Consider the following 25,835-nt stretch of genomic DNA (forward strand, 5'->3'; position numbering starts at 1 on the left):
GCGGGCCAGATTCGCGGATGAGCATCGGCGACGTCATCGACAGCGACAGTTCCGGTCCGACCAGAGCATGGTTCTCATTTCCTCTCCCGAGGCACTTTCGTGCCGCATGCGCCGCCGGCGCGCAAACCCGGCCTTGTCCGGCATCATGGCTTCAGCCCGACACTTTGGAACATCTATTAGAGAAAAAACAGCCCGAACGCCACCGCGTTGCAGGCAAACGCCCCATGTTCGTGCGAAAGGAAGGGGCTGACCGCCTCTAGCCGGCCTGATAGCCGCCCAGCAGGAGCACGAGGCCCGCGACCGCGACGATGGCGCCGGCCAGCACTTCCAGCACCGCGACCGCCCGCGCGCCGCCGCGGCCGCCGCCGCCCGCGAGCCGCACCGCCAGGCGCTTGCCGTAGACCGCAAGACACGCCAGCGCGCCGACGGTGATGAACGTGCCCAGCGCCATGGCGAGGGTCGCGGCGACGCCCGCCGCGAACTCCCGTTGCGACAGGGCGAAGACCAGAATGATGATCGCGCCCGTGCAAGGGCGCAAGCCGGCGGAGAACGTCACCGCCGCCATCTCGCGGAACGTCCCGAGCCGCCCCACTTCCTCGGGCGTCGGCAGATGCGCGTGGTCGCGGCAGGCGAAGACGCCGCATGAAGGGTCGGCGCAGCGCGCCGCGTCCTGCGCGGCAGGGGCGACGGCTTCCTCCGCCCGGAAGCGGCCGGAAGCCGCGGCCTGCGCCGGCCGGAAAGACAGGCCGCCGAAAGGATCGGCCGCCGGCGGCGGCTGGAAGACCGTTATCAGCCGCGCCGCCTTGCGCCACAGGACGGCGAGCCCGACGAGCGCCACCAGCGCGAAGCTTCCCAGCTCGATCGCGCGCGCGGAAGCGTTGATGGCGCTCGTGGACGCATCGAGCGCGACGGCGAGCACGCCGACGATGACGATGGCGGACAACGCCTGCAACAGCGATGACGCCAGCGCGATCATCAGTCCGCGCCCGAGGGACCGCCGCCCGTCGGCGACGAGATAGCCCGAGATCACGGCCTTGCCGTGCCCCGGCCCGGCCGCGTGAAAGACGCCGTAGGCGAAACCCAGCGCGATCAGCGTCCACAACGCGGAAATGCCGCCCGCCGCGTCGGGCGAGGGAGCGGCGAAAGCCTGCAAGGCACCCACCATCCGGGTGTAGAAGACCGATTGCACGGCGACGATCGTACCGCCGATGCCGGTGGGAGCGGGCGCGGTTTCCCGCAGGCCGGCGGAGAAGGGATGGCGCTGCGGCGTGCTTTCCGGCGGCGTGAACCATGCCCCGGAGATCAGGGCGTAGAGGCCCGCGACCAGAGCGAGCGCCGCGATGGCTACCGCGGCGCGGCGCGCGAGCGCGAACAGCCTGGCACGGGCGCTGCGGGCCGCAAGGATCGTATCGCTCACCGAAACCTCCTGTCGGCCGCCTGTGTCCGGCGCCGGGAAGCATGCTTGCGGCGCGCCTGATTCGCGGAACGCGTCATTTCCGATCGCATCATTCCTGATTACATCATGGGCAAGCGACGACCGCGCGCGTGGCGAAATCCTGCCCGAAGGACGAGGCGGCCGTCAAGGCGTTGAAAAAAGCTTCCGAAAGATCGTCCTGCGCGTTGAAATCCTGTTGCTTCGGCCGCGTGATCGTGATCGCGCAGTCGCCGGCGGTGCCCGCGGTCGTGGCGGCGTCGGCGCCGGGGGCGAAGACGAACGACACGAAATAGGTCGGGTCGTAGATCTCCAGCGCCAGCGCCCGCCCGGCCGCGACCGCCGGTTCGACGGGAAGCGTGAAGTGCAGCACGAGCGATCCGTCGACAAGTTCGAGGGAGGGATCGCTCGCGCGGGTGAAGGCGATGGACTTGCCGTTCGCTTTCACCTTGGTGAAGAAGTCGAATTCGTACAATCCCTCGATGTTGGAGCGCGCGAGATCCGCCATTTCCGCCGCGTCGGGCTTGCCGTCGCCGTCGGCGTCGAGCCCTTGCGTGGCGTATTGCGAATAGGCGGGATCGAACGTCCAGCTATGGCGCACGGCCGTCAGCTTGTCCTGCGCGAATACGAGCTGCGTCCGCGCCGTGACCCATACGTGCGGATGCGCCGCGGCTTCCGGCGGGGCCATCGCGGCGGCGACCGCCCACACGGCGAATGCCCGGGCGGCGAAAGCGCGGACCGCGGCGATCCGCGCAATAGTGGTGAAGGTCGGCCGCCGTTGTGTCCCGTTCCCGATCATCGATGCCTGTCGTTCTCTATGGCGACGGGGAGCGCACATCGCCTGCCGTTTCCGCCGCGCCTTTCACGCTGCCGTCCGTATGCGGCACCCGTATGGCGAAGCGCGGTCGCCGGTCAATCCCGCCGAATGTCGCCGCCGGCCCTAATTGGGGAGGAGAACCCGAAAAGTCGCCCCGAACAGCGTGGCGGCGCTGGATTTTTGCCGGACATCGGTTCTATAAATTCTGATGGAATTGCATGTGCGGCGGCCGGCGTGCGGCCGGCGCGCGGCTGGAGACGATACGATGCATGACAGATTGCTGCCTTCGATTTCCCTGCGCGCGCCGGCGGGCCGTGTTCGTCGCGCCGTCCTCGCGGCGCTGTCAGCGGTTGCGCTGGCCGTTTCGCTGCCGGGCACGGTCCTTGCGGCGGAACTCGAGGCCATCGCCATTCTCGCGCCGGAGGCGGCGACGGATTTCGGCTGGAATCAGCAGGGTGTCGCGGCGGCGAGGGCGGCCGGGGCCGCGGCGGGCGTCAAGGTGCTGGTTGCCGAAAACCTCGGTTATGGCGACGTGCGCCCGGTTCTGCGGGAACTGGCGGAAGACGGCGCCGGCCTGCTGATCGCGCATGCGAGCGGCTACAACACGGCGGCGCCGGAAGTCGGCGCGGAGCTGTCCGTGCCGGTGGCGATCACCGACCGGCCCGACGCCCGCGCGCCCGGCAAGGTCGCCGATTACACGGCGAGCGGCCATGAGGGCGCCTATCTCGCCGGGCGGCTCGCGGCGAAGCTCACGCGCACCGGCATCCTCGGCATCGTGACGTCCGGCGAGCCGCCGGGATGGAACAGCCAGTCGGCCGCCTTCATCGAGGGCGCGCGGGCGGAAAAGCCCGATGTCGTCATCCGCTATTCGGTCATCGGCCCGGCCGCCTACAGCGACGCCGCCGGCGCGCGCCGCGTGACGGAAACGGTGATCGCCGCGGGCGCGGACATCATTCTGGGGCAGGGCAACGGGTCGAGCTTCGGCATGCTCGCCGCCGTCGAGGCGGGCAGGGCGGTCGACGGCGGCAAGGTCTTCTTCATAGACGTGATCGGCGACAAGTCGAGCATCGACAAGGGCCATCTTCTCTCCTCGGTGATCTGGAACCTGGAGCCCGTGTTCGCGACGATGATCGCGGACGTGAAAGCCGGGCGCTTCGGCGAGCGCAATTACGGCATCAGTCTCGCCGACGGCTCGGTGTCGCTGCTGAAGACGCCGCATGTTCCCGATGCGGTCTGGCAGGAGGTCGAGGCCATCCGCCGGGAAATCGTTGATGGTGCGATCGTCGTGAAGCCCGTTTTCGACGCCGCGTCCGTTCATGCGCTGGTGAACGCCGCCGGCAAGCGGCCCTGACGCGGCATGAACGCACCGTGTCCGGCCGTCGCGCTCGCCGGCATCGGGAAATCCTATCCCGGCGTATGCGCGCTCGCGGGCGTCGATCTCGCGCTGTGGCCGGGCGAGGTGCATGTGCTGCTGGGCGAGAACGGCGCGGGCAAATCCACGCTCGCCGCCATTCTTTCCGGCATGCGGCAGCCGGATGCGGGTGAAATCCGCATCGACGGCGTGCCGCGCCGCATCGGCTCGCCGCGCGAGGCGCTGCGGCGCGGCATCGGCACCGTCTTCCAGCACGCGCAGCTCGTGCCGACCCTCAGCCTCGTCGAGAATGCGGCGCTCGGCGGGCCGTGGTGGCGCCCGGTCGACCGGCGCGGCCTCGCCGCGCGCCTGCAAGCCGCCGCGCGGCTCGTGGACCCGCATTTCGCGCTCGATACCGGCCGGTTGGCCGGATCGCTGACGCCGGGCGAGCGCCAGCGCGTGGAAATCGCGCGGGCGCTGATGCGCGGCAGCCGGGTGCTGATGCTGGACGAGCCGACGGCGATGCTCTCGCCGCAGGAGGTGGCGAAGCTGGGCGAACTGATGCGCCGGCTGGCGGCACAGGGCCTCGCCGTCGGCTTCGTCACCCACAAGCTCGACGAGGCGCGCGATTTCGGCGACCGCATCACCATTCTGCGCCGGGGCCGCAAGGTGGCGGAGATCGCGCCGCTGCCGGCCGGCGACTGGCGTCGGGAGACGGCGCGCGACAGGCTCGTGCGGCTGATGTTCGACGCCGACGAGGCGGGGGCGCCCGAAGACGCGCCGGCGCCCGGTTCATCGCTGTCGTCCGTGCCGGTGTTGCGGGTGGAGGGGCTTGCCGCCGACGATCCCGTGATGCCGCTCGCCGGCATCGATCTGGCTCTGGCGGCGGGGGAAATTCTCGGCATCGCCGGCATCGAGGGCAACGGCCAGCGCCAGCTTGCCGAGGCGCTGGCCGGCCAGCGGCCGGCGACCGCCGGCACCGTGACGCTCGACGGCGCGCCGCTCGGACGCCTCAACGCCGGCGGGCGTTACCGGCGCGGATTGCGCCATGTCAGCGACGACCGGCTGGGCGAGGGAAGCGTCGGCGCGCTGTCGGTGGCGCTCAACCTGCTGCTGAAGCGCATCGGCGATGCGCCGTTCTGGCGCGGCGGCGTGGCGCGCCCCGCCGCCATCGCGGCGCATGCGCGCGCGGCCATCGCCGCCTTCGACATCCGAACCCCCGGCCCGCATGCGCCGGTCGGCACGCTTTCGGGCGGCAATGTCCAGAAGGTCGTGCTGGCGCGCGAACTGGCGGGCGGCGCGCGCGCCATCGTCTTCGCCAATCCGACCCACGGTCTCGACCTGCGCGCCACGGCGGCGACGCGCCGCCGTATCCGCGAGGCGGCGGCGGCGGGGCTTGCCGTGCTGCTGATCTCGACCGACCTCGACGAATTGCTGGAACTGGCGCACGCGATCGCCGTGATGCGCGGCGGGCGGATCGTGGCGCGGCTCGCCAACGGCGAGGGCGCGCGCGAGCGGGTGGGCGCGCTCCTCAGCGACAGGGGCGGCGGAACGGAGCGCGCGGCATGAGGCGCTTCGTGCTTGTGGTGGCGGGGCCGCTCGCGCTCGCCTTCGTGCTGACGGCGCTGCTGCTCTATCTGCTCGGCGTCGATCCGCCCGGCTATTTCGCGCAGGTGCTGCGGCGCGGGCTGCTCTCGCCCTCCGGCTTGCAGGCGTCGGTCACGCGCATGGCGCCGCTGCTGCTGGTGGCGGCGAGCCTCATCGTGGCTTTCCGGGCCGGCGTCTGGAATCTCGGCGGCGACGGCCAGTTTCTGCTCGCCGCCGTCTGCGTGGCGGCGGCCGCGCCGTCGCTTGCCGCCGCGCTGCCGCTCTGGCTCGCCTGGCTCGCCAGCTTCCTGCTGGCCGCCGCCGTGGGCGCGGCATGGGCGGTGCTGCCGGCGCTGCTGCGGGCCTTTCGCGGCGTCAACGAGATCATCTCGACGCTGATGATGAGCCTTCTCGGCGCATCCCTCGTCAACCTGCTGATCAAGCTCGCCTTTCGCGATCCGACCACGACCGTGCCGCAGACGGTGACGCTGCCGGTCGCCGATCGCTTGCCGCGCCTGATGGACACCACCGTTTCCGGCGGCGTGATCATCGGTGTCGTGGCGGTGCTCGCCGTCCACTGGCTGATGGCGGCGACGGCTTTCGGGCTGCGGCTGCGGGTGGTGGGCGCCAATCCGCGGGCGGCCGCCCACGCGGGGCTCGACGTGCCGCTGCTGACGCTGGCGGCCTTTGGGCTGTCGGCGGCGCTGGCGGGGCTCGCGGGGGCGGTGGAGGTGCTGGGCGTCGCCGGCAACGTGCGGGCGGACTGGAACCCGGCCTACGGCCTTGCCGTGGTGCCGCTGGTGTTTCTGGCGCGCTTCAACGGCTTCGCGACCATTCTGTTTGTGTTTCTGTTCTCGGTGCTGTCGATCGGCGGCGAGAGCGCCGCGCGCCGTTTCGGCGTGCCCAATTTCGTCACGCTGCTGATCGTCGCCATCCTGCTCGTCGCGCTGGCGCTGGGCGAGATGGTGGAACAGCGGGCGGCGAGGCATGCGGCGGCAAGACGGGCGGCGGCAAGACGGGCGGCGGCAAGACGGGGCGTCGGGGGGCTCGCGGCGTGAGCGGCGGCCTGCTGACCGAAGCCTTTCTGACGGCGCTGCTCACCGGGGCGGTGACGGCCGGCGTGCCGCTGCTGCTGGCCGGGCTCGGCGAGCAGATGTCGCAGAAGGCGGGCGTGCTCAACATCGGTCTCGAAGGCATGATGCTGGCGGGCGCCTACGCGGGCTTCATCGTCACGCTGCATATGGGCGCTTCCCCCTGGGGCGCGGCGGCGGGCCTCGGCGCCGCGCTCGGCGCGGGGCTGCTGGCCGGCGCCGTCATGGCCGGGCTCGCCGTGCGGCTCGGCCTCAACCAGATCGTCATCGGCATCGCGCTGCTGCTGGGGCTGGAGGGGCTGACGGCGATCCTGCATCATCTGAGTTTCGCGCAGTCCTATCCCCGCCTGCCGGCCGCCGCGTCGTGGGCGGCGCCGGGGCTGGCGCATCTGCCGCTGATCGGCCCGGCCGTCTTCGACAGGCCGCCGATGGTGCATGTCGCGCTGCTGCTCGTGCCCCTCTGCGCGGCGCTCTATCGCTTGACGCACGCGGGGCTTGCCCTGCGCGCGGCCGGCGACGGCCCGCGCGCGCTCGACGCTGCAGGCGGGAACGTGCGGCGCGTGCGCACGGTCGCCGTGCTGGCGGCGGGCGCGCTGGCCGGGCTCGGCGGCGGGTTCATGGCCATCGTCGGCGCGGGCGTCTTCGTGCCGTTCATGACGAACGGCGCGGGTTTCATCGCCATCGTGCTGGCGATGCTCGCGCGCGGCCGGCCCCTGCTGGTGCTGGCGGGGGCGCTGCTGTTCGGCGGTTGCCTCTCGGCGGCCACGGCCTTGCAGGTGGCGGGCGTCGATGCGCCGACCGATATCGTGCAGATGCTGCCCTTCGCCGCCGTGCTGCTGGTACTGGCGCTGTTCGGGCGCAGGGGCGCGCTGCCGGCGGCGCTCGGCGAAACCTGGGATCGCGAAAGAACGTGAGTCGGCAGCCTTCTCCGCGCCTCGCCCGGCCGCCCGCGGCTGCGCCTGCAACAGTCCGTCACCGTCGCCGGCTTTGCGCCGTATGGCCGCAATCCGCGCCTGAACCATGTAGAATATATCAAAAATGATGTCTGACACATATATATTGTGTTTTTTGGCTTGACAGCGACGTCGTTTTATTTCCTTGAGAATGCACAAACGATGCGCATGATGTGCCCTTATTGTCGCCAAATGCACATTTCACCATCAGATGCATTAAATTTTCCGCAGGAGTCACGATGTCTCACCACAGCCTTCTCGATCTCGCCCTCGTCCGTCTCGACGAAGCCGCCAGCCACCTGCAAGTGGACCCTGACGTGATCGAGAAGCTGAAATATCCGCGCGAGACGACCAAGGTCCGCCTGATGATTCGCATGGACGACGGTTCGCGCAAGTCGTTTCTCGCCTGGCGCTGCCGCTACGACGACACGCGGGGGCCGACGAAGGGCGGCATTCGCTTCCACCCCGATTCCAACGAGGACGAGGTGGAGACGCTCGCCTTCTGGATGACGTTCAAGTGCGCCGTCATGAACCTGCCCTACGGCGGCGGCAAGGGCGCGGTCAGCGTCGATCCGCGCAAGCTGTCCAAGGCGGAGCTGGAGCGCCTGTCCCGTTCCTACATCCAGGCGTTCGCCCGCATCGTCGGGCCCGACCGGGACATTCCGGCACCCGACGTCTACACGAACTCGATGATCATGGGCTGGATGGCCGACGAGTATTCGCAGATCGTCGGTCAGGCGTCCCCGGCCGTCATCACCGGCAAGCCGATCGCGCTCGGCGGCTCGGTGGGGCGCGAGGATGCGACGGCGCGCGGCGGTTATTATCTGGTGCGCGATCTCGCCGTCCAGCTCGGGCTGGAAGGGCGCACCCGCGTCGCCGTCCAGGGCTTCGGCAATGCCGGCCAGTTCATCGCGTCGCTGCTGGCCGCAGACGGCAACCTGATCGTGGCGGTTTCGGATTCCTCCGGCGCGGTCTATTCGCCCGATGGCCTCGACGTCGATCTGCTGATCCGCACGAAGGCGGCGGGCAAGTCCGTGGCTTCCACCGCCGGGACCGCCGGGCATCAGCTTCTGGCGGCGGAAGAGCTCGTCTCGGTGGACACCGACCTGCTCGTGCCTGCCGCGCTGGAGAGCATGATCCACGAGGGCAACGCCGAAAGCATCAAGGCCAAGGTCATTCTGGAACTGGCCAACGGCCCCGTGACGCCCGAGGCGGACGCCATTCTCGCGGCGAAGAAGGTGACGGTGCTGCCGGACATTCTGGCCAACGCCGGCGGCGTCACCGTCTCCTATTTCGAGTGGGTGCAGAACAGGCAGGGCTACGCCTGGACGCTCGACGAGGTGCACGAGCGGCTGCGCACGATCATGGTGCGGGAAGGCCGGGCCATCTGGGAGATCGCGCGTGAGCGCGGCGTCACCTGGCGCACGGCGGCCTACATCCACGCCCTTTCCCGCCTCGCCGCCGCCATCGAGGCGCACGGCACGCAGCCCTTCTTCGCGAGCTGACGCGTTTTCCGATCGGACGGAAACGTCCGATCGGCCAGAGTTTCCTTCAGGGAAAAAATGGCAGAGCCTTTTCCGATTTCGCGAAATCGGAAAAGGCTTGTTTTTTCGAGCGAATGCCGATTATTCAAATATTGATGGCGCCATCAAGGAGACGATTGGCCCTCTCCGCCTGACTACGGATTTCATTCACCGAAATGGTATCGACCACGTTAATGACGCGTCCGGTCAGCGGTCTGCCGGAATCGGGATTGATGACGGCGTTCAGTTTCTTCGTCAACATGTCTTTCGCAATATTGTCAAATGGCGGTTCGGCATTGTTGACGATGTTATCGAAGGTTGAATCGACGAAGGCTCGCTTTATGGCCTTGTTTTCAGCCCTGCTAGTGCTGCTGAAGAGGCTGGAGAAAAATTGTATCCAGCTGCTCTTCTTGTACGCCAGATTGCTGCTGGCAACCTCTTTATCTGGATTGAGCAGGCCAACAGCGCCCTCTCCGTGCATACGGATAATGTCCGTAACGTGCTTAAATGCTTCGGACCAAGTGGTTGTGGACTTAAATGGGGCGTCAGTCGGCACTTCACCTTTCTTATCAAGGTCTTGAATAGTCGGTGCGCCAGTATCTTCAAAGTAAGCCGCGCGCCGCGGATCTCCGCCAATAAAAGCCATCAATAATCTCCTGAAAATCCGAATGCCAAGTCTTTAATCATACAGTATTGCTGGATACCGTTAACAGTCATTGAAAAACCAACTTCGTGCGTGATAAAATCCACGCAACAACGACTTTCGAAGATAGCATGTGAATTCCGGGCGCGTCAACTCAGGGCCTTCAACGCGAGGTCTTGAGGCCGGAATATGATTGATAGACAATTTTTCAGCATTTACATTCAGAAAGTCAGGAAATTTTAGTTTTATAAATATTTTTTTATTTGATATAATTGTCATTATTGATTACATAGAGAATTAATGACAGTTTTTGTATTATATAAAATATAAAAATACTATGTAAATATTTTGACACGTGCGTCATGAGCATGTCACCAACGGACATTATGCGTTCTCATGACAACCTTATACTGGGAATATGTTTCCCGTTCTTGCTGTGTTCGGGCATTCGGGCCGGTCCTGCGGGTGCCGTTGCCTTGTCCGAACGCCGGCTCTTCCGGTCGCTGGTGGGATGCGTTTTATGTCTTTTGCCAATTTGCCTATGCGTTTCAAGCTGGTGATAGCGGTTGGCATTCTGTTGCTGGCCGCCGTCGCGGCCGTGACCGCCGTCGGTTCGTCCATGTTGTCGCGCCGCGTCATCGATCAGGTCCGGGAAGTGACGCGGTCGCAGTTGCAGTTGAGCGCCGAAAAGGTGCGCGGCGTGATCAACCCCGCCTATGAGAGTCTCGGCACGTCCGTGGCGGCGATGATCGGCCTGATCGAGCAGCGGGATGCCTACGCGCCCGCGCCCGAGCTGCTCGAGGGCATCCTGCGGCAGACGGTGTTCTCCCGCACCGACCGGGTGGGCGGCGGTCTCGTCATCGAGACGGAGAAGCTGGGCGGCTACGGGGCCGCGTTCTTCGGCCATCCCCAGTTCGACGAGCAGAAGCGCTTCATTCCCTACGCGTATCGCGCCGACGGCGCCGTGAAGATCGAAAGGCTCGGCATGACCGAGGGCGATGGCGTCAAGGAATGGTATGAGAAGCCGATGAGCGAGGAGCGCCCGCTTGTCACGCCTCCCTACCTCTACGATGTCGGCGGGCAGAAGATACTGATGACGACGGTCAGCGTATTGGTCCGTCTTTTGAACGGCGAGGCGATCGGTGTCGCGACGCTTGATCTGTCCGTATCGAGCCTCGCGTCGGCGCTGTCGCAGTTGCGCCCGTTCGGGGAGGGCCGTATCCGTCTCGTCAGCCATGACGGGCACTGGGCGGCGCATGAGGATGCCGCGCTGATGGGGCGGCCCGTCGGCGATCCGGGCCTTGCCTCGCTGATGGCGGAGGCGGCGCGCGACGGTCTCGTCATCGATGAGGGCGAGGCGTTCCGCGCGGTCATGCCCGTGCATTTCGATGACGTGCAGGAAATCTGGTATGTCGTTCTGGACGCGCCGATCTCGGTCGTCACCGGCAGCGTCGCCGAAGCGCGCGGGGCGATGATTCTCGTCGGGCTCGCCTGTTTGATGGTCGCGCTCGTGCTGACGTGGTTCGGCGCGAAAACGCTGGCGCGGCCCATCGTTCGCCTCACGCGCACCATGCGCCGGCTTGCCGAGGGCGATACCTCCGTCGCCATCGACAACGCCGAGAGAAAAGACGAGATCGGCGATATGGTGCGGGCGGTCGAGACATTTCGCGACAACGCCGTCGCCCGCAGGGCGCTTGAGGAGACCCAGGCGCGGGAGGACGAGGCCCGCGAGGCGCGGCAGGCGCGCATCGAAAGCCTGATCGGCGCGTTCCGCGAAACCATTCTCGCCCTGCTCGAACGGTCGGAAGCCACCTCGCGCGGCCTCGACAGCACGGCCGGAGCGCTCAGCGAGGCCGCGCGCGAAAGCCACGAGAACGCCCAGGCCACCTCCGCGGCGGGCATGCGCGCGTCCGACAACATGCAGACCGTCGCTTCCGCATCGGAGGAACTGGCGGCGTCCATCGCCGAGATCTCCGGCCAGATCAACCGCACCTCCGATGTGGTGGCGCAAGCGGCGTCCGGCGCGCAATCCGCCAATGTCAAGGTGGAGGAACTGGCCGCCGCCGCGCAGCATATCGGCGAGGTGATCAGCCTCATCCAGGCGGTCGCCGGTCAGACCAACCTGCTCGCCCTGAACGCGACCATCGAGGCCGCGCGCGCCGGTGAAGCCGGCAAGGGGTTCGCCGTCGTCGCGTCCGAGGTGAAGGAACTGGCCAACCAGACCTCGAAGGCCACGGAGGAGATCGCGGCGCAGATCGCCTCCATTCAGGCTTCCACAGCGGAGGCGGTGGCGGCGATCGGCAACATCGCCCGCACCATGACCGACGTGAACACCTACACCACCTCCATCTCGACGGCCGTCACCGAGCAGGACGCCGCGACGCAGGATATCTCGCGCAGCGTGCTTCAGGCCGCGCAAGGCACCGAGGGCGTCACCAACAACATGGCGCAACTGGCCGGGACCATCGAGCAGACGAATCAGACCGCCGAGGAGGTGCTGGAAGCCGCGAAGGCGATGACGGAACAGACCAGGGCGCTGGAGACCGAGATCGAACGCTTCCTGTCCGACGTCGCGGCGGCGTGAGCGCAGCCGATATGGCGGGACGTATCGCGGCGTCAGGACGACATAAATGACGCCTTCGGGGGTGTTTCCTCTCATAAGGGGAATGACACGCGGCGGATAAAAAGTGTATGTAACGGTCGGTTCCCGTGTTGGCCGGAACCGGTCCTGTCATGATGCGTCTGGAGGGGGTCCCATGCGTATGGTTTTGTTGGTTGCGGCGTTGACCACCGCGTTGGCGGGATGTCAGAGCACGCAGGAATCGATGTACAGCGCCGAGCGCGTGTGCCTGAGCGCCGGCCTCAAGCCCGGCACCAAGCGGTTCGACGATTGCGCCAACGCGGCCTATGCCGAGAATCGCCGTCAGGCGGATCAGGCGGCCACGCAGGTCGCCGTGGGCACCGCGGCGGGCGTGATCGGCGGCGCGGTGGTCGGCGCCAGCGCCACCAGGTCCAACAATTATTATTACGGCGGCTGGGGCCCGCGCTGCAACCGCTGGGGCTGCTGGTAAGCCTTCCTCCCGATGCGCTTCCTGCGCATCGGTACGTTCTCCTGCCTGAATGCCTGTGCGCCTGCCGGTTGCTGGAGCGTGTTCCGTTCAAACGGAATCGTTTGAACGATCAGAATTCGCTCGGAACAAAGGAATCCAGAGCGTCGCCCCACGCGGCCTTTCGGGCGCTGCGGTAGCGTTCGCCGTCGCGGCGGCTGAAGCCTTGTTCTCCTGCGCTGCCGTTTTCCCGGCACAGCATGAGCGACACGCGGCCGCTGGCCGTCTTCGGCGGCGCGAGCACCCGCGCGGGCAACGCGGCTGAAGCCGGAAGGCGGGAGGCGGCCATGAAGACATATTTTTCGTCTTCCCAAGGTACTTCCGCGCCCTTCGTCAGGCGATGGATGCGCGAGCGGGCCACCCGCCGGGAGAAATGACACCAGTCCGGCTGCACCAGCGGACAGGGCAGGGCGTGGGGGCAGGGCGCGAGGATATGCGCGCCGGCGGCTATCAGCTGCGCACGCGCGGTCATGATGCGCGCATAGCCGGCCGGCGTGCCGGGTTCCACGATGGCCAGCACTCCGGCGGTCAGCGTCCACAGCCGCGCGACGAGTGCGGGCCGTTGTGCCGGAGCGATCTCGTCGAGCACATAGGCCATCGTCACCAGGTCGCGCGGAGCGGTGTGCAACGGGTCGTCCGGCCGCTCCCCGGCGAGAATGTCGCCGGCCCGCCAGGTGATGGCCAGTGAGGCGGCGTCGGATGCCAGCGCGCGGGACAACCGTTCTCCCCAGAGCCTGACGGGCGCGCTGCCCTCGATCATCAGGGCATCGGTGCAGGATGGCCACAGGTCGGTGGCGGCCCATAGCGCGGTGCCGGGGCCGGCGCCGACATCGAGCAGCGTCGCGGGGGCGAAATCCGGCCGGGCTTTCGCCGCCATTGCGAGCGCGGCGTGAACGGCGGCATAGGTCGCGGGCAGGCGGGCGGCGAGATAGGCGCGGGCGGCGCCATCGTCGGACAGGTGGTAGCGGCCGTCGCGGACTTCCGCCCGGTAGCGTGCCGACAACGCCGCGGCCGACCGCGCGAGGTCGGCGACGGGCTGTCCTTCAAGGGCGGCGTCGACGGCGCGGCGCAGGGGAGCGGGAAGTTCCATGAATTGTCCCGGAACGTGTGTTCAGGCCGGGCGGCCAGCCGTCCGTTTGCCCTATTCCGCCGCATGGCGCAACGGCATGACGAGACCGGGCAGGGCCTTCAACAGCGCGGCGCAGACATCCGTGAGATCCCGCGCCAGCGGGTCGAAGCCCTCGTCGGGAGCGAGCGTCGCGTCGTCCATGTACAGCGTCCGGTTGATTTCCACCTGGAGCGCGTGGCGGCCGATCGCCGGCGCGCCGTAGTGCTCGGTGATGAAGCCGCCGGCGTAGGGGCGGTTGCGGACAACCTGATAACCGTGCCGCCGGAAGCCCGATTCGAGAAAGGCGATCAGCGCCGGCGCGCAGCTCATGCCGAATCGGTCGCCCAGCACGATGTCGGGCGGCGGCCCGCGACGCCCGCCGGCGGGAGCGGGCATGGAGTGGCAGTCGACCAGCACCGCGCAGCCGAAGCGCGCTACCGTGCGGTCGAGCAGCAGGCCAAGCGCGCGATGATAGGGCCTATAGAGCGATTCCACGCGCGCGAGCCCCGATTCGAGGGAGATGCGGCCGGAGTAGATCTCCTGCCCGTCGCCCACGACGCGCGGAATCGTGCCGAGCCCGCCGGCCACCCGCGCCGAGCGCGTGTTCGCGTCAGGCGGCGGCGGCTCCCGGAACAGCCGCGGATCCAGCTCGCCGGGCTCCCGGTTGAGATCGAGATAGGCACGCGGAAAATGGGCCACCATCAGCGGCGCGCCGAGCTGCACCACGCCGGCGAACAGCCGGTCGACCCAGGCGTCTTCCGAACGGCGCAGCGCCAGCGGCCCGAGGCGGGCGCTGTCCAGAAAGGATTGCGGATAGACCCGCCCCGCGTGGGGCACGTTGAAAACCACTGGCGACAGATGCGCGACGGGCTCAAAGATGGTGAAGGGGGGATCGAAGTCGCCTATACTCTGCTGCATGTCTCGCCATTGCTCTTTTGTCACATAGTGGCGTTTTTGTAGCCCCGTGTCCATGGTTCGCGCGCAAATGCGCGGCGGGGCCGCCGGCCTTCACGCCAAATTTACGATCGGCGCTGCTTGATAGGCGCAGCATCGTGCCGGCCGCCGCTCTCCTGGCGGCCGGAATGCCGTCCGCCGCAATCCGATCGCCGCGACAGGGCGAAAGGTCCCGACACTCGCCAAGATCAGCCAGGAATCATCAGTCGTGATTCAGCCAAGAATTCAATCATGAACAAGATCCTTCTCGCCGAAGACGACAACGATATGCGCCGCTTTCTCGTCAAGGCCCTGCAAAACGCGGGCTACGACGTCGCGTCCTACGACAACGGGCTTTCCGCCTACAACAGGCTGCGGGAGGAACCGTTCGAGCTGCTCCTGACCGATATCGTGATGCCGGAAATGGACGGTATCGAACTGGCGCGCCGCGCCACGGAACTCGACCCGGATATCAAGGTGATGTTCATCACCGGTTTCGCCGCGGTCGCGCTCAATCCCGATTCGCAGGCCCCGCGGGATGCCAAGGTGCTGTCCAAGCCCTTCCATCTGCGTGAGCTCGTCGGCGAGGTCGAGAAGCTTCTGGTGGCATAGGGCCGCGTCCGTTTCCCGGCGCCGCGCCGGGCGACGGCGGGCCTGCCGCCGAACTTTCCACAGGTTTGCCGGCCAACTTCATGTTCCGGCTTGCATGGCCGTGACGGGCGCGCTATAGCGCATGGCCATGGACGTGGCGCATCGTTTCCGCCGCCACGGGGAGGCATCCGGTTTCTTATGCCGGGTGCCGTTCACATACAGGTTGCGGCAGTCACGTTTCGCTTGATTTGCCCTGCAAAGTCTGTATGAAGCCATACACCTTTCATGGACACTCGCTCATCCGGGCGGGATGGACGGGATAGGGCGCGTAGCTCAGCGGGAGAGCACTACGTTGACATCGTAGGGGTCACAGGTTCGATCCCTGTCGCGCCCACCATCATGCGAGCGGGATCGGTTGCCGGGGGCAGCCGATCCCGTATCTGATTCTACCGATTTCTTTCAGAGTGCCGGTTTACCGGCGTCGACGCGGTTTCGCGAAGATTGCGAATCGGTTTTCATCTTCATCCGAACATCGTTGCCGGCAGGCCCGTGCCGATTCGTGCCGTCCTCCGGTCGGGCGGAGGCCGAATCCGATTCGGTCATCCGCCGATGGGCGAGGGGGCGGCCGCCCCCTCGCGTTGTCGCGATTACGCCAGCTCGGGCCAGAGGTCCGCCGGCGGAATCAGCAGGCCGACGTTGTTCTGCGCTTCGTCGCTGCGCGCGAAGGAGAGAGCCACGCTGGCGCGCGACATGCTGCCTTCGTCGATCTGCCGCGTCCAGTAGTCCCTGCCCGCGTCGTCGGCATCGCGCGCCAGCACATCCGCGTAGAGCGCATTGACGAAGGCCGCCGTGTCCAGCGCCTGGCTGCGGGCCGCGAACTCGTCGGAGGCGGCGAAGTGGTCGGCGATCGACCAGACATCCTCGCCCGCGAGGCCGCTTCCGAGCCAGTAGTCGAAGCCCTCACCGTCCGGCTCGCGGCCGAGGAACGCGCGGTAGAGGCCGTGGATGTCGCTCTGGCCGGCGGCGAGCAACGGCGCGTTTCCGTCGGCATAGGCGAGAGCCTCGACATCGCTCACGCGCTGCACCGAGCCGGTCGCCGTATTGGTGACATGCACCAGACCGCCCTCGATGCCGATGGTGTAATCGGCCGCGCGGCCGGTCAGCACCAGCGTGTCGTGGCCCCGGCCGCCGTCGACGCGGTCGTTGCCCGCGCTTTCGATGAAACGGTTGTTGCCGGCGTTGCCGAGCAGAACGTTGTCGAGCGCGTTGCCGAGCAGCAGGCTGTCGCCGCTCGCGTCGAGCAGCGCGCCCTGCTCGATCGTGTCCGGCAGGACGATGACGGTTTGCTCGCCGTCATAGAACACCCGGTCGCGGGCGGTCGTGCCGAGCGCCGGCACCAGCGCGCCGGCATCGTGCAGGAAGATGTCGCGGCCGCCGAATTCGTTGTCGGCGATCTCGTAATCCGCATCCCGCAGGTTCACGACCCGCACGTCGTCGTAGGTGACGCCGTCGCCGGCGCGCCAGTTGTAGAGGCCGAAAGTGCCCTTCTCGGTGTCGTGGATCTCGATCGGCTTCGTGAACAGCGCCGTGCCGTTGAGCCAGACCTGCACCTTGCCGTCGACGATATCCGCCCGCAGGTGGTTGGCACCGTCGGTGTCGTAGCGATGCGGCCCCTGCCAGAGCGTCTGTTCGATGCCGTCCTTCAGGCTGAAGAGCTGCGGCAGGCCCGTGTCGTTGTCGAGCTCGAACTTGTAGTAGTTGTCCGCGTCCTGATAGTGCAGGAGCAGGCCCACGGCGGCGCCCGAGGTGGCGGTGAAGGTGGTCTCGACGCTGTAGTCACGCCATTCCGACGCGCCCTCACCCTCGTAGACGGCATAGGCGCCCTTGCGCAGGGCATGGATGCCGTCGCCCAGCGGGCTCCAGTTGAGGTTCCATTCCGCCGTGGGGGCGGTGCTGCCGCTGCCGCCCAGTTCGCGGCTGAAGCGGTTGGCGGCCTGTTGCAGCGCGCCGTCCCGCACCGACCAGTCGGCGGGGGCGCCGAGTTCGCCCTCGTCGACGAAGCGGAAACCCTGTGCCTCGCCGTCCGAGAAATCCTCGTGGAGCAGCACGTCGGAGGCCGCGATCACCTCCACCTGAACCGTGTCGCTGGCGCGGCCCGCCTCGCCGGCGAGATCGAGGCGCAGCAGATGCGTGCCGGCATCGAGCGCAACCTCGGCCTGCGCGCCGTTGGCCAGCACGACGCCGTCCCGGCTCCAGGCGATGTCGCCGGCGGCGTCGAGGCCGAGGCTCGCGAGCGCCGACAGCGCGACGGTGGCCGTGCCGCTTCCGGCATCCGCGACGACGCGGACGGCCTTGCCGGCATCCGCGATCAGCGTGTCGTGACGCACGAGGATGTCGTCGAAGAAGACCTGGCGCTGGCCTTCCGACCACACGCCCGCGGTGCCGCCGGAAAGCGGCGCCTCGTCGGTGACGGCGCCGCCGAACAGCGCCTCGCCGTCGAGCGTGGCGAGCAGCTTGCCGTCGTTCACCGCAAGCTCCACCGCGAAGGCACGGTCGAAGGGGCTCGTGGCGGTTTCGTGCGCCAGCACGGTTTCGACGCCGTCGCGCACCCGCACCAGCGTACGGGCGTTGTCGGCGATGTCGAAGCTCAGGCGGTAGTAATTGTCGGCGTCCTTGTAATAGGCGACGACGCCGAGGCCGAGCTGGTCCTCCGCCGTGAGCGTGGCCGAGACGGTGTAGCCCGCCCAGTCCCGGCTGCCCTCGCCGTTCCAGACCGCGACGCCGGCGGCGCCGTCGTAGGCGCGCAGGGCGGCTTCCGGCGCGGCGATGCCCTCGACCGTCTCCTTGCGCGAGATGGCCGAACCCGCGACCTGCCAGCGCTCGCCGGGCAAGGTCCAGCCGTCGGCGTTGCCGTCGTCGAAGGTCTCGTGCAGCAGCGTCCTGTCGTCGGTGACGGCGACCGTCACCTGATCGGCGCTCGCACGGCCGTCGGCGGTGATGGCCCGCAGCGTCAGGCGGTGCACGCCGGCGTCGAGCGCGACGTCGGCTTCCCGCGTGTCAGCGACGATCTCGCCGTCGGCGTTCACCCATTCGTAGCGGGCGATCTGCCCGAGCCTGTCGACGGAGGCGCTGCCGTCGAGGCGCACCGTCGCGGCGGCTTCCGCGCCGGCGGAGACGACGATATCGCTGCCGGCGTTGGCGCGGAACTGCGCCGAGGGCGCGCCGAGATCAACGTTGTCGAACGTCTCCTGATGCTCGCGCAACGGGCCGGTGAGCTGCTGGGCGAGGCCGGAGCCGATGGCGCGGGTGATGGAGCCCTCGCCGACCGTGGGCGCGTAGTCGCCGGCGGTGAAATCGAACTGGGTCACGTTCACGCCGTCGATGCCGCCGGCGAAGGGGCCGTTCGCCGTCGCGCCGCCCAGCGCCGCGACCTCTTCCGCGCTCAGCGCCTTCTCGGCGAAGGCGAAGGAGGAGAGCGAGAACTCGGGCGTCTCGTTGCTGTCGTCGGCGAACAGCAGGAAACCGTCCGCGCCGATGTTGTAGGCCGCGCCGACCGTCTGCGTGCCTTGCAGCACGCCGTCGACGTATTTGTTCATGACATAGGTCGAGCCGCCTTCGCCGACGCGCTCCAGCGTGACGACCACGCGCAGCCACCGGTCGAGCGGCAGGCGGCCCTCGTCCTGGCCGTCGGTGCCGATCACGGCGTGGTCGCCGCGGAAGTTGAGCCAGAGGTCGCCGTCGGTAACGTTGCTCAGGTCGCTCTGGAAGATCGAGGCGAGGCCGCCCTGCGTCGGGAACCTGACGTCATAGACGAGCGTGTAGGCGTCGAAATTCTCGCCGCCGTCGGCGGGCTCGAAACCGGGCGTAACGCGCAGGCCGTTCTGCGGGTTGAAGCGCGGCGCGACCAGCACGCCGCTCTCGCCGTCCGGCAGCGTGTCGGTGGTGAAGGTGACGGGCTGGATGGCGGCGTCGTCCTGCTCCACCACCTCGCCGGAGCCGTCGCGGGAGGGTTCGCCGGTGCCGCGCGCGCCGGTGAGGTATTCGTCGAAGTCGGCGAGGTAGGTTTCGGTGAAGAAGCCGCCGTTGTCGGGATCGATGGTGACGAGGCGGATGGCGCCGTTGCCGCCGTTGCCGCCGCGCGCCGGGTCGCCGTTGCCGGTGGCCTCAAGCGAGACGCCGTTCTGGTAGTTGACGAACATCTGGTACACCGGCTCGCCGGCGTCGTTGTAGCTGACGATCGTCTCCGCGCCGTCGCCGAAGACGTGGCCCGAGAAGACGAAGGAGATGTTGTTGTGCGTGGAGACCAGCTCCTGCCACATGTCTTCGCCGTCGTTGGCGTTCTCGGCGCTGGCGCCGATGCCGTAGTCCTTGCCGGTGCCTTCGGCGAACAGCGGGCCGGAGTAGTTGTCGGCGCGCGTGCCCATGTTGGTGTAATGGTGCGTCGTCAGGATGGCGCGATGATCGGCGTGCGTGTCGAGCACTTCGCTTGCCCAGCGCAGCACGTCGTCACGGGCGCCGAATTCGAGCGAGACCACGATCCATGGGGTGCCGTCCGAGCCCTCGAACGTGTACCAGGCGTTCTTGGTCTCGCCGGGCTCCTGATCGTAGACGCCGCCCAGCGTCGAGTGCTCCTGAAGGTACTCGACGGAGAAATAATCCGTTTGCAGGGAGGTGTAGTCGCTGGCGCCGCCGCCCTGGTCGTGGTTGCCCGGCAGCAGGGCGTAGGGCACCACGCCGTTCAGCTTGGTGAAGGCTTCCTTCGCGATGGTCCATTCGCTGACGGTGTTGTTGTTGGTGACGTCGCCGACGGAGGTCACGAAGCGCAGGTTCAGCGTCCCGGCATTGTCCGCGAGCCATTGCGTCATGCGGTTGAAGGTTTCCTGCCCCGCGCCGGCGTAGGTGTAGTCCTGCGTGTCGGGCATCACCGCGATGGTGTAGGCGTTGGGGCCGGCGACGCGGACGCGGAAGTCGTCCGTGTAGACCTGGCCTTCGGCGTCCACGGCGGAAACCTTGACGTCGGAGAAGCCGAGCGCGGAGACGTCGATTTCGAGCTTGTCGCCGTCCACGAGCTTCGCGGTCGCGACCGAGTCGTCCGAGTTCGTCACCGAGAAGGTGAGGCCCTCGGCGGTGAAGTGCCCGGCGAGGTCGATGGTGAGGATGTCGGCGTCCTTCGTGAGCCGCAGGTCGCTGATCGAGCGCATCCGGATCGGCGCATCCTCGTCTCCGCCCGGCGCGGTGACGACGGGAATGCCGGCTTCGGCCGGCGTCTCGATGGCGGGCTCGATGTTGACCGGCGTGAGCGTGGCCGCGCCGACGGCGGGGGCGAGCGTGCCGTCGTTGAAGCGGAACTCGCTGCCGTTGAAGGCGAGGAACAGCTCCTCCAGCCCGGCGGGCACGATGCCCCCGGCGGCGGGGGCGCCGAAGGTCTGCAACTGCGCCTCGTTCAGCGCGAATTCGATATAGGCGAAGTTGCTGACGTGAACCTGCGAGGTCTCGCCGTCGTTGTCGGAGAAGACGAGAAAGCCCTTTTCCCGGTCGATGGCGTAGCGGGCCGCGTCGTCCGACACCTGCGCGCCGACCTTCTCGCCGTTGATGTATTTCGTGATCGTGACCTGGCCGTCCGCCGTGTCGACGGTGAAGGCGATGCGGTTCCAGGCGTCGAGCTGCGCCTTGCCCTGATAATTGCCGCCGATGCCGATGCCGTAGCCGTCACCTGAGACATTGCCGAAGAGATCCGCGTCGTCGCCGTTCTCCGGGTTGGCCTGGAAGAAGGAGATCCAGCCGCTCGTGCCTTCGGAGGGAACGAAGATGTCGAAGGCGATGCTGTAGGAGGTGGCGGTGCCGGCGCCGCCGGGGGTGACGAGCAGCGCCTGCTCCGGCGTGGCGGCCGGGATGCTGAGGACGCGGTCGGCCGCGGGGGCCGCGGCGATGCCGGCGTCGTCGGCGGTCGTCACCGGCGTTTCGATGTTGCGCGGCGTGAGCGTGGCGGCGCCGACGGCGGGCGTGAGCGCGCCGTTGTCGAAGCGGAACTCGCTGCCGCCGGCGGCGGCCAGACTGTCCGCCAGCTTGCCCGAGAAGATGCCCTCGCGGTTCGCGCCGCCGAGGCCGGCGATCTCCGCCCCGGTCAGCACGGTGCCGGCATAGGCGAAACCGGACAGGTAGAGCGGGGAGGTTTCGCCGTCCTCGTCGCTGAAGATCAGGAAGCCGGCTTCACGGTCGATGGTGTAGCGCGACGGGTCCGCCGACACCTGCGTGCCGACTTTCTCGCCGTTGATGTATTTCGTGATCGTGACCTGACCGTCCGCTTCCTCGACGGTGAAGGCGATGCGGTTCCAGGCGTCGAGGCGGGCGTTGCCCTGATAATTGCCGCCGATGCCGATGCCGAAGCCGTCGCCGCTCACCTTGCCGAAGAGATCGGCGTCGTTGGCGTTGTCCGTGTTCGACTGGAAGAACGGGACCCATCCGCCCGCGCCCGAGGAGGGAACGTAGAGATCGTAGACGAGCGTGTAGGCCGTCGTGCTGCCGGCGCCGCCGGGCACGACGACGAGATGCTGATCGCTCTGCGCGTTCGGCACGGAGAGGAGCCAGTTCGGGCCGGTCGCGGCCAGGGCGGTGGGATTGGTGGACGGCATGCTGCACTCCTTCCGGCAGGAACAGGGGTCGGTCGGGCCGGGTCCGCCTTTTTTCGAGTCCGCCTTTTTCTAGGAGTGATTATTTTCGTTCCTGTGACAGTTGGGCATTTATGGCCGTTATGGCGGAAAATGATCGCATATCGACTTGAGCCGGCTCGATGGAAATTGACTTTCGGGTTTTTATGCAGCCGCGATACCTGAGAAGACATTCCGTCAGGCATGGCGGAAATGGACGGGTTGCTTGCCTGTGAGAAATATGCGGCGGCAATCGGAAGCTTTGATGCTGTTATAAAATTATTATGATTATAATCTATATTGTATGTTTCATGTTGCAATATTGCACTATTGGCTGGTGATTAAAGGCGATATCTTGCGCCCGAATGACGACGAAGAGTCGAGGGCGTATGCAATCATGAGCAAGTTGTCGGGAAGAGTGTGTTACGGGCGCGCGGGCAAGGCCGTTCTGCTGGCCACGGCGAGCGTCCTCGCGATCACGTCTCAGGTATCGGCGCAGCAGGCGACCGTATCCGCGCCGCGGGCGGGCGGAAACGGGGCGGGCGGTGAGTCGGCCATCACGCTCGATACGATCGTGGTGCAGGAGACGGCGGAAACGGCGACGGGGCCGGTCAACGGCTACATCGCCCGCCGCTCGGCGACGGCGACCAAGACAGACACGCCGCTCATCGAAACGCCCCGTTCCGTCAGCGTCATCCCGCGTGAACAGATCGTGCATCAGGGCGCGCAGAGCGTCTCGCAGGCGCTGCGGTATTCGGCCGGCGTCGTCGCGGAGACGCGGCCGACCAACGGCCGTTACGACAGCGTGTTCCTGCGCGGCTTCGGCGGCGGCGGCACGCAGGCCGCCTACATCAATTATCTGGACGGGCTGAAGATCCAGCGCGGCATCTCCTATTCCGTGCCCGCCGTCGAGGTCTACGGCCTCGAGCGGGTGGAAATCCTGCGCGGTCCGGCTTCGGTTCTCTTCGGGCAGGTCAGCCCCGGCGGCGTCGTCAATCAGGTCAGCAAGCGCCCGCAATCGACGCCGCACGGCGAGATATCGTTGCAGGGCGGCACGTGGAACCGCCTGCAGGGGGCTTTCGACATCGGCGGGCCGGTCGATCCCGACAAGAAGCTGCTGTATCGCATCGTGGGGCTCGGCCGCGCGGCGGATACGCAGGTCGACCATACGCGCGAGGAGCGTTTCTACATCGCGCCCTCGCTGACGTGGAACCCGACCGGCGACACGTCGCTGACGATCCTCTCGAGCTACCAGCGCGACCCGGAGACGGGCTTCTACGGCGGCTTGCCGGCGATCGGCACGCGGCTGAACAATCCGAACGGGCAGATCGGCAGCGCCTTCTTCCCCGGCGATCCGGTCTTCGAGGGCTTCAGCCGCGATACGGCGACGATCGGTTACGAGTTCTCGCACCGTTTCAACGAGACGTGGGCGGTGCGCCAGAAGGCGCGCTTCCAGCACATCGAATCGAAGTTCAGGACGCTGGCGGCGACCGGCCTCGCGAGCGATCTGCGCAACATCCAGCGGCGGCCCGGTTACTCGCGCGAGCGCATGAACGGTGTCGTGCTCGACAATCAGGTCGAGGCGCGCTTCGACACCGGCGCGCTCAGCCACACGGCGCTGATCGGTCTCGATTACCAGTATGGCTGGGCCAACCGCTCGCTCAGCAGCGGCGGCGCGGCGCGGACGATCGATTTCACACGGCCCGTGTATTACCAGCCGTTCACGCCTCCCGCCGTCGCCTATACCGATCGCGAGTGGAACAACGTCGGTCTTTATGCCCAGGATCAGATCCGGCTCGGCAAGTGGGCCTTCCTCCTCGGTCTGCGTCAGGACTGGGTGGAAACGCGCCAGAACGCGCAGGCCGCGCCCGGCAGTTCCACCTTCCGGCGCACCAAGGAAACCGACGACGCCTTCAGCGGCAATGCCGGCGTGGTCTATCTGTTCGACAACGGCCTTGCGCCCTACGCCAGTTTCTCGACGTCGTTCGAGCCGGTGAGCGGCACTGATTACGCCGGCAATACCTTCGATCCTTCAGAAGGGGAGCAATACGAGATCGGCCTGAAGTATCAGCCGACCGGCTTCAACAGCTACATCCAGCTCTCCGCCTTCAACCTGACCCAGACGAACGTGCTGACCGCCGATCCGGTCAACCCCAATTTCAGCGTGCAGCAAGGCGAGATCCGCTCGCGCGGCGTCGAGGTGGAGGCGCGCGCCAACCTGCTGGAAGGGCTGGACATCATCGGCGCCTATACGTTCATCGACGCCAAGATCACCAAGGACAACAACCCCGCCACGCGGGGGCGCACGCCGGTGGGCGTGCCCAGGCACACCGCTTCGCTGTGGGGGCACTACACTTTCTCCGAAGGCCCGCTGCGCGGCCTCTCGCTGGGCGCCGGCGTGCGCTACATCGGCGTGACGATGGGCGATTCCACCGGCTGGTATTCGGCCGCGGGCTTCCCGGTCGTGCGCGGCAACGTGCCGGCCTATACGCTGGTCGATGCGGTGCTGTCCTACGATTTCGGCGCTCAATCGGAGAAGCTGAAGGGCGTGAGCCTCGCGGTCAACGCCAACAACCTCTTCGACAAGGAATATGTCTCCGGCTGCTACGCCGTGAACCAGGGCTGCGTCTACGGCCCGCGCCGCACCATCGTCGGCACGCTTTCCTACCGCTGGTAGGCGCGCCGCGCTTCCGGCTCTCGCCGGCGGCGCGCGGAATCATTCAAGGAGAGTGTTGTGAACCAGAGGCTTTCAATGACATGGACCCTGGCGGCGGCGGCCTGTGCGGCGGCCTGCGGCCTCCTCGCCCTGCCGGCCACGGGCGCGGAAACGGTCGCCGCGTCCTCCGCCGTCGTGACCGAAGAGAAGATCCTGCGCCGGCCGGCCGCGCCCGATGTCGTGGAACTGGCCGACAGCTCCCGTCAGGACGCCGTGTTCGTCAGCGCGCCCGACTGGAAGGACGAGGCGAAATCCCGCGTTCTGCGGCTGGACCCTCGCACGCTCGCCCCGGCCGGTGAAATCGTCCTGCCGTCCAAGGGCTTCGGCGTCGCGCTCGACGATGCCGCCGGGCGGCTCTACCTGACGCAGCCTTTCAACGGCTCGATCGCCGTCGTGGACATCGGCCGCAACGCGCTCGAAACGCGCATTCCGCTCGTGGAAAAGGTCAACCTGGAGAACCTGTACCGGGAGCGCGGCGCTTCCGCGAAGCAGCTCGCCTTCGCGTCCGAGCAGTTGAAGAAATACAAGATCGTCGAGGACTATCCCTACAGGCTGCGGCAGATCGTGTTCGACGGCCGCAGCGGGCGTCTCTTCGCGCCGGGCATGGGTTTCGGCGTCGAGAGCGTTCTCTTCGCCGTCGATCCCGGGACGCTCAGGCTGGAAAAGACCATTCCCGGATTCGGCTTCAACGCCGTGGGCATCGCGCTGGACGAGAAGAACGGCCGCGTCTTCGTCTCCAACATGCAGGGGCAACTCGTCGTCGTCGATGCGCAGAAGCTGGAGATCGTCGACAAGTTCGAGATCGAGGCCGATCAGTTGCTCAATCTCGTCTACGATCCGGCGACGAACCGCCTGTTCGGCGTCGATCAGGGGGTCGATCGCGATCTGATGCGCAACATGCAGCTCGGCACCGAATACAAGCGTCGCAGCGCCGGTCATCGTGTGTTCGTGCTCGACGCCGACACCGGCAAGACGCTGGCCAACCTGCCCACCGATCCGTTTCCCGTCAGCCTGCGCCATGACGCCAGGCGCCAGCGCCTCTACGTGACGAACCGGGGCGGCCTGCGCGATGAGGAAGGCAAGGGCACGCTGACGATCTACGACACGGCCGCCTATGCCCTGCTTCAGACGCTTGCGCTGCCGCCGCATCCCAACAGTCTCGCCTTCGGCGAGAACGGCGACGTCCTTTACGTCACGGTCAAGAACGACGGCGCGGGCAAGAAGGCCGGCAAGCCGGAAAGCGTGGTGCGCATTGATCTGCGGTGATCGCCGACGGACGGAGCATGTCGCGGGGGCCCCGGCCCCCCCCCCGGGCGCCCCCCGAATGGGCCATAAT

At 67.2% G+C, this 25,835-nt stretch carries 16 protein-coding genes and 1 tRNA gene; 11 read left to right on the forward strand and 6 right to left on the reverse strand.

Annotated features, from left to right (window positions below; genetic code table 11):
• Nucleotides 1–256: 256 nt before the first annotated feature.
• Both ACOYJQ_RS11305 and ACOYJQ_RS11310 read right to left on the reverse strand, forming a co-directional pair.
• On the reverse strand, nt 257–1,417 hold the full coding sequence (locus tag ACOYJQ_RS11305) for a nickel/cobalt transporter (RefSeq protein ID WP_433458509.1): 1,161 nt from the start codon (nt 1,415–1,417) through the stop codon (nt 257–259).
• Nucleotides 1,418–1,520: 103 nt separating this feature from the next.
• Nucleotides 1,521–2,231 carry a DUF1007 family protein gene (locus ACOYJQ_RS11310; RefSeq protein ID WP_433458511.1) on the reverse strand — a complete coding sequence of 237 codons (711 nt, stop codon included), beginning with the start codon at nt 2,229–2,231 and terminating at the stop codon, nt 1,521–1,523.
• Between the two features lie 283 nt (nt 2,232–2,514).
• Here ACOYJQ_RS11310 and ACOYJQ_RS11315 point away from each other — a divergent pair, with 283 nt between their 5' ends.
• The 5 genes from ACOYJQ_RS11315 (at nt 2,515) to ACOYJQ_RS11335 (ending at nt 8,736) form a co-directional block, all read left to right on the forward strand.
• Nucleotides 2,515–3,600 carry a putative B6 ABC transporter substrate-binding protein gene (locus ACOYJQ_RS11315; protein WP_433458513.1) on the forward strand — a complete coding sequence of 362 codons (1,086 nt, stop codon included), beginning with the start codon at nt 2,515–2,517 and terminating at the stop codon, nt 3,598–3,600.
• 6 nt (nt 3,601–3,606) lie between these two features.
• Nucleotides 3,607–5,169, forward strand: coding sequence for an ABC transporter ATP-binding protein (locus tag ACOYJQ_RS11320; protein ID WP_433458515.1), 1,563 nt, complete (start codon nt 3,607–3,609; stop codon nt 5,167–5,169).
• Nucleotides 5,166–6,245 (forward strand): putative B6 ABC transporter permease subunit 2, encoded by a 1,080-nt coding sequence (locus ACOYJQ_RS11325; protein WP_433458517.1) that lies wholly within the window; start codon nt 5,166–5,168, stop codon nt 6,243–6,245. Before ACOYJQ_RS11320 ends, ACOYJQ_RS11325 begins: the two co-directional genes overlap by 4 nt.
• Complete coding sequence (locus tag ACOYJQ_RS11330; protein ID WP_433458519.1) at nt 6,242–7,192, forward strand: ABC transporter permease; 951 nt, start codon at nt 6,242–6,244, stop codon at nt 7,190–7,192. The genes ACOYJQ_RS11325 and ACOYJQ_RS11330 overlap by 4 nt, the downstream gene beginning before the upstream one ends.
• A gap of 278 nt (nt 7,193–7,470) precedes the next feature.
• Nucleotides 7,471–8,736, forward strand: a complete 1,266-nt coding sequence (locus ACOYJQ_RS11335; RefSeq protein WP_433458521.1) for a Glu/Leu/Phe/Val family dehydrogenase — start codon at nt 7,471–7,473, stop codon at nt 8,734–8,736.
• A 124-nt stretch (nt 8,737–8,860) separates the two neighbouring features.
• On the opposite strand, the gene ACOYJQ_RS11340 is transcribed toward ACOYJQ_RS11335, so the two are convergent.
• Nucleotides 8,861–9,400, reverse strand: coding sequence for a hypothetical protein (locus ACOYJQ_RS11340; RefSeq protein ID WP_433458523.1), 540 nt, complete (start codon nt 9,398–9,400; stop codon nt 8,861–8,863).
• 517 nt (nt 9,401–9,917) lie between these two features.
• On the opposite strand from ACOYJQ_RS11340, the gene ACOYJQ_RS11345 reads away from it, so the two are divergent.
• Complete coding sequence (locus ACOYJQ_RS11345; protein WP_433458525.1) at nt 9,918–11,981, forward strand: methyl-accepting chemotaxis protein; 2,064 nt, start codon at nt 9,918–9,920, stop codon at nt 11,979–11,981.
• 172 nt (nt 11,982–12,153) lie between these two features.
• Nucleotides 12,154–12,468 (forward strand): hypothetical protein, encoded by a 315-nt coding sequence (locus tag ACOYJQ_RS11350; protein WP_433458527.1) that lies wholly within the window; start codon nt 12,154–12,156, stop codon nt 12,466–12,468.
• 109 nt (nt 12,469–12,577) lie between these two features.
• Here ACOYJQ_RS11350 and ACOYJQ_RS11355 read toward each other — a convergent pair whose 3' ends face one another.
• Together ACOYJQ_RS11355 and ACOYJQ_RS11360 are read right to left on the reverse strand one after the other, a co-directional pair.
• On the reverse strand, nt 12,578–13,594 hold the full coding sequence (locus tag ACOYJQ_RS11355) for a small ribosomal subunit Rsm22 family protein (protein ID WP_433458529.1): 1,017 nt from the start codon (nt 13,592–13,594) through the stop codon (nt 12,578–12,580).
• Between the two features lie 51 nt (nt 13,595–13,645).
• Nucleotides 13,646–14,530 (reverse strand): N-formylglutamate amidohydrolase, encoded by an 885-nt coding sequence (locus ACOYJQ_RS11360; RefSeq protein ID WP_433458531.1) that lies wholly within the window; start codon nt 14,528–14,530, stop codon nt 13,646–13,648.
• Between the two features lie 264 nt (nt 14,531–14,794).
• Between ACOYJQ_RS11360 and cpdR the strand changes: the two genes are divergently transcribed.
• A complete protein-coding gene (gene cpdR, locus ACOYJQ_RS11365) occupies nt 14,795–15,157 on the forward strand; it encodes a cell cycle two-component system response regulator CpdR (RefSeq protein WP_433458552.1) in 363 nt (120 codons plus the stop codon).
• A 301-nt stretch (nt 15,158–15,458) separates the two neighbouring features.
• Nucleotides 15,459–15,533 (forward strand) — tRNA-Val (locus ACOYJQ_RS11370).
• Between the two features lie 250 nt (nt 15,534–15,783).
• Here the strand turns inward: ACOYJQ_RS11370 and ACOYJQ_RS11375 are convergent.
• On the reverse strand, nt 15,784–21,768 hold the full coding sequence (locus ACOYJQ_RS11375) for a DUF4214 domain-containing protein (RefSeq protein ID WP_433458533.1): 5,985 nt from the start codon (nt 21,766–21,768) through the stop codon (nt 15,784–15,786).
• Nucleotides 21,769–22,180: 412 nt separating this feature from the next.
• Between ACOYJQ_RS11375 and ACOYJQ_RS11380 the strand changes: the two genes are divergently transcribed.
• The gene (locus tag ACOYJQ_RS11380; protein WP_433458535.1) at nt 22,181–24,460 is read left to right on the forward strand and encodes a TonB-dependent siderophore receptor; all 2,280 of its coding nucleotides are present in this window, start codon (nt 22,181–22,183) and stop codon (nt 24,458–24,460) included.
• Nucleotides 24,461–24,535: 75 nt separating this feature from the next.
• Complete coding sequence (locus ACOYJQ_RS11385; RefSeq protein ID WP_433458537.1) at nt 24,536–25,765, forward strand: YncE family protein; 1,230 nt, start codon at nt 24,536–24,538, stop codon at nt 25,763–25,765.
• Nucleotides 25,766–25,835 lie beyond the last annotated feature (70 nt).

It is taken from the genome of Pseudochelatococcus sp. (assembly GCF_050946405.1).
Classification (GTDB): Bacteria; Pseudomonadota; Alphaproteobacteria; order Rhizobiales; family Beijerinckiaceae; genus Pseudochelatococcus.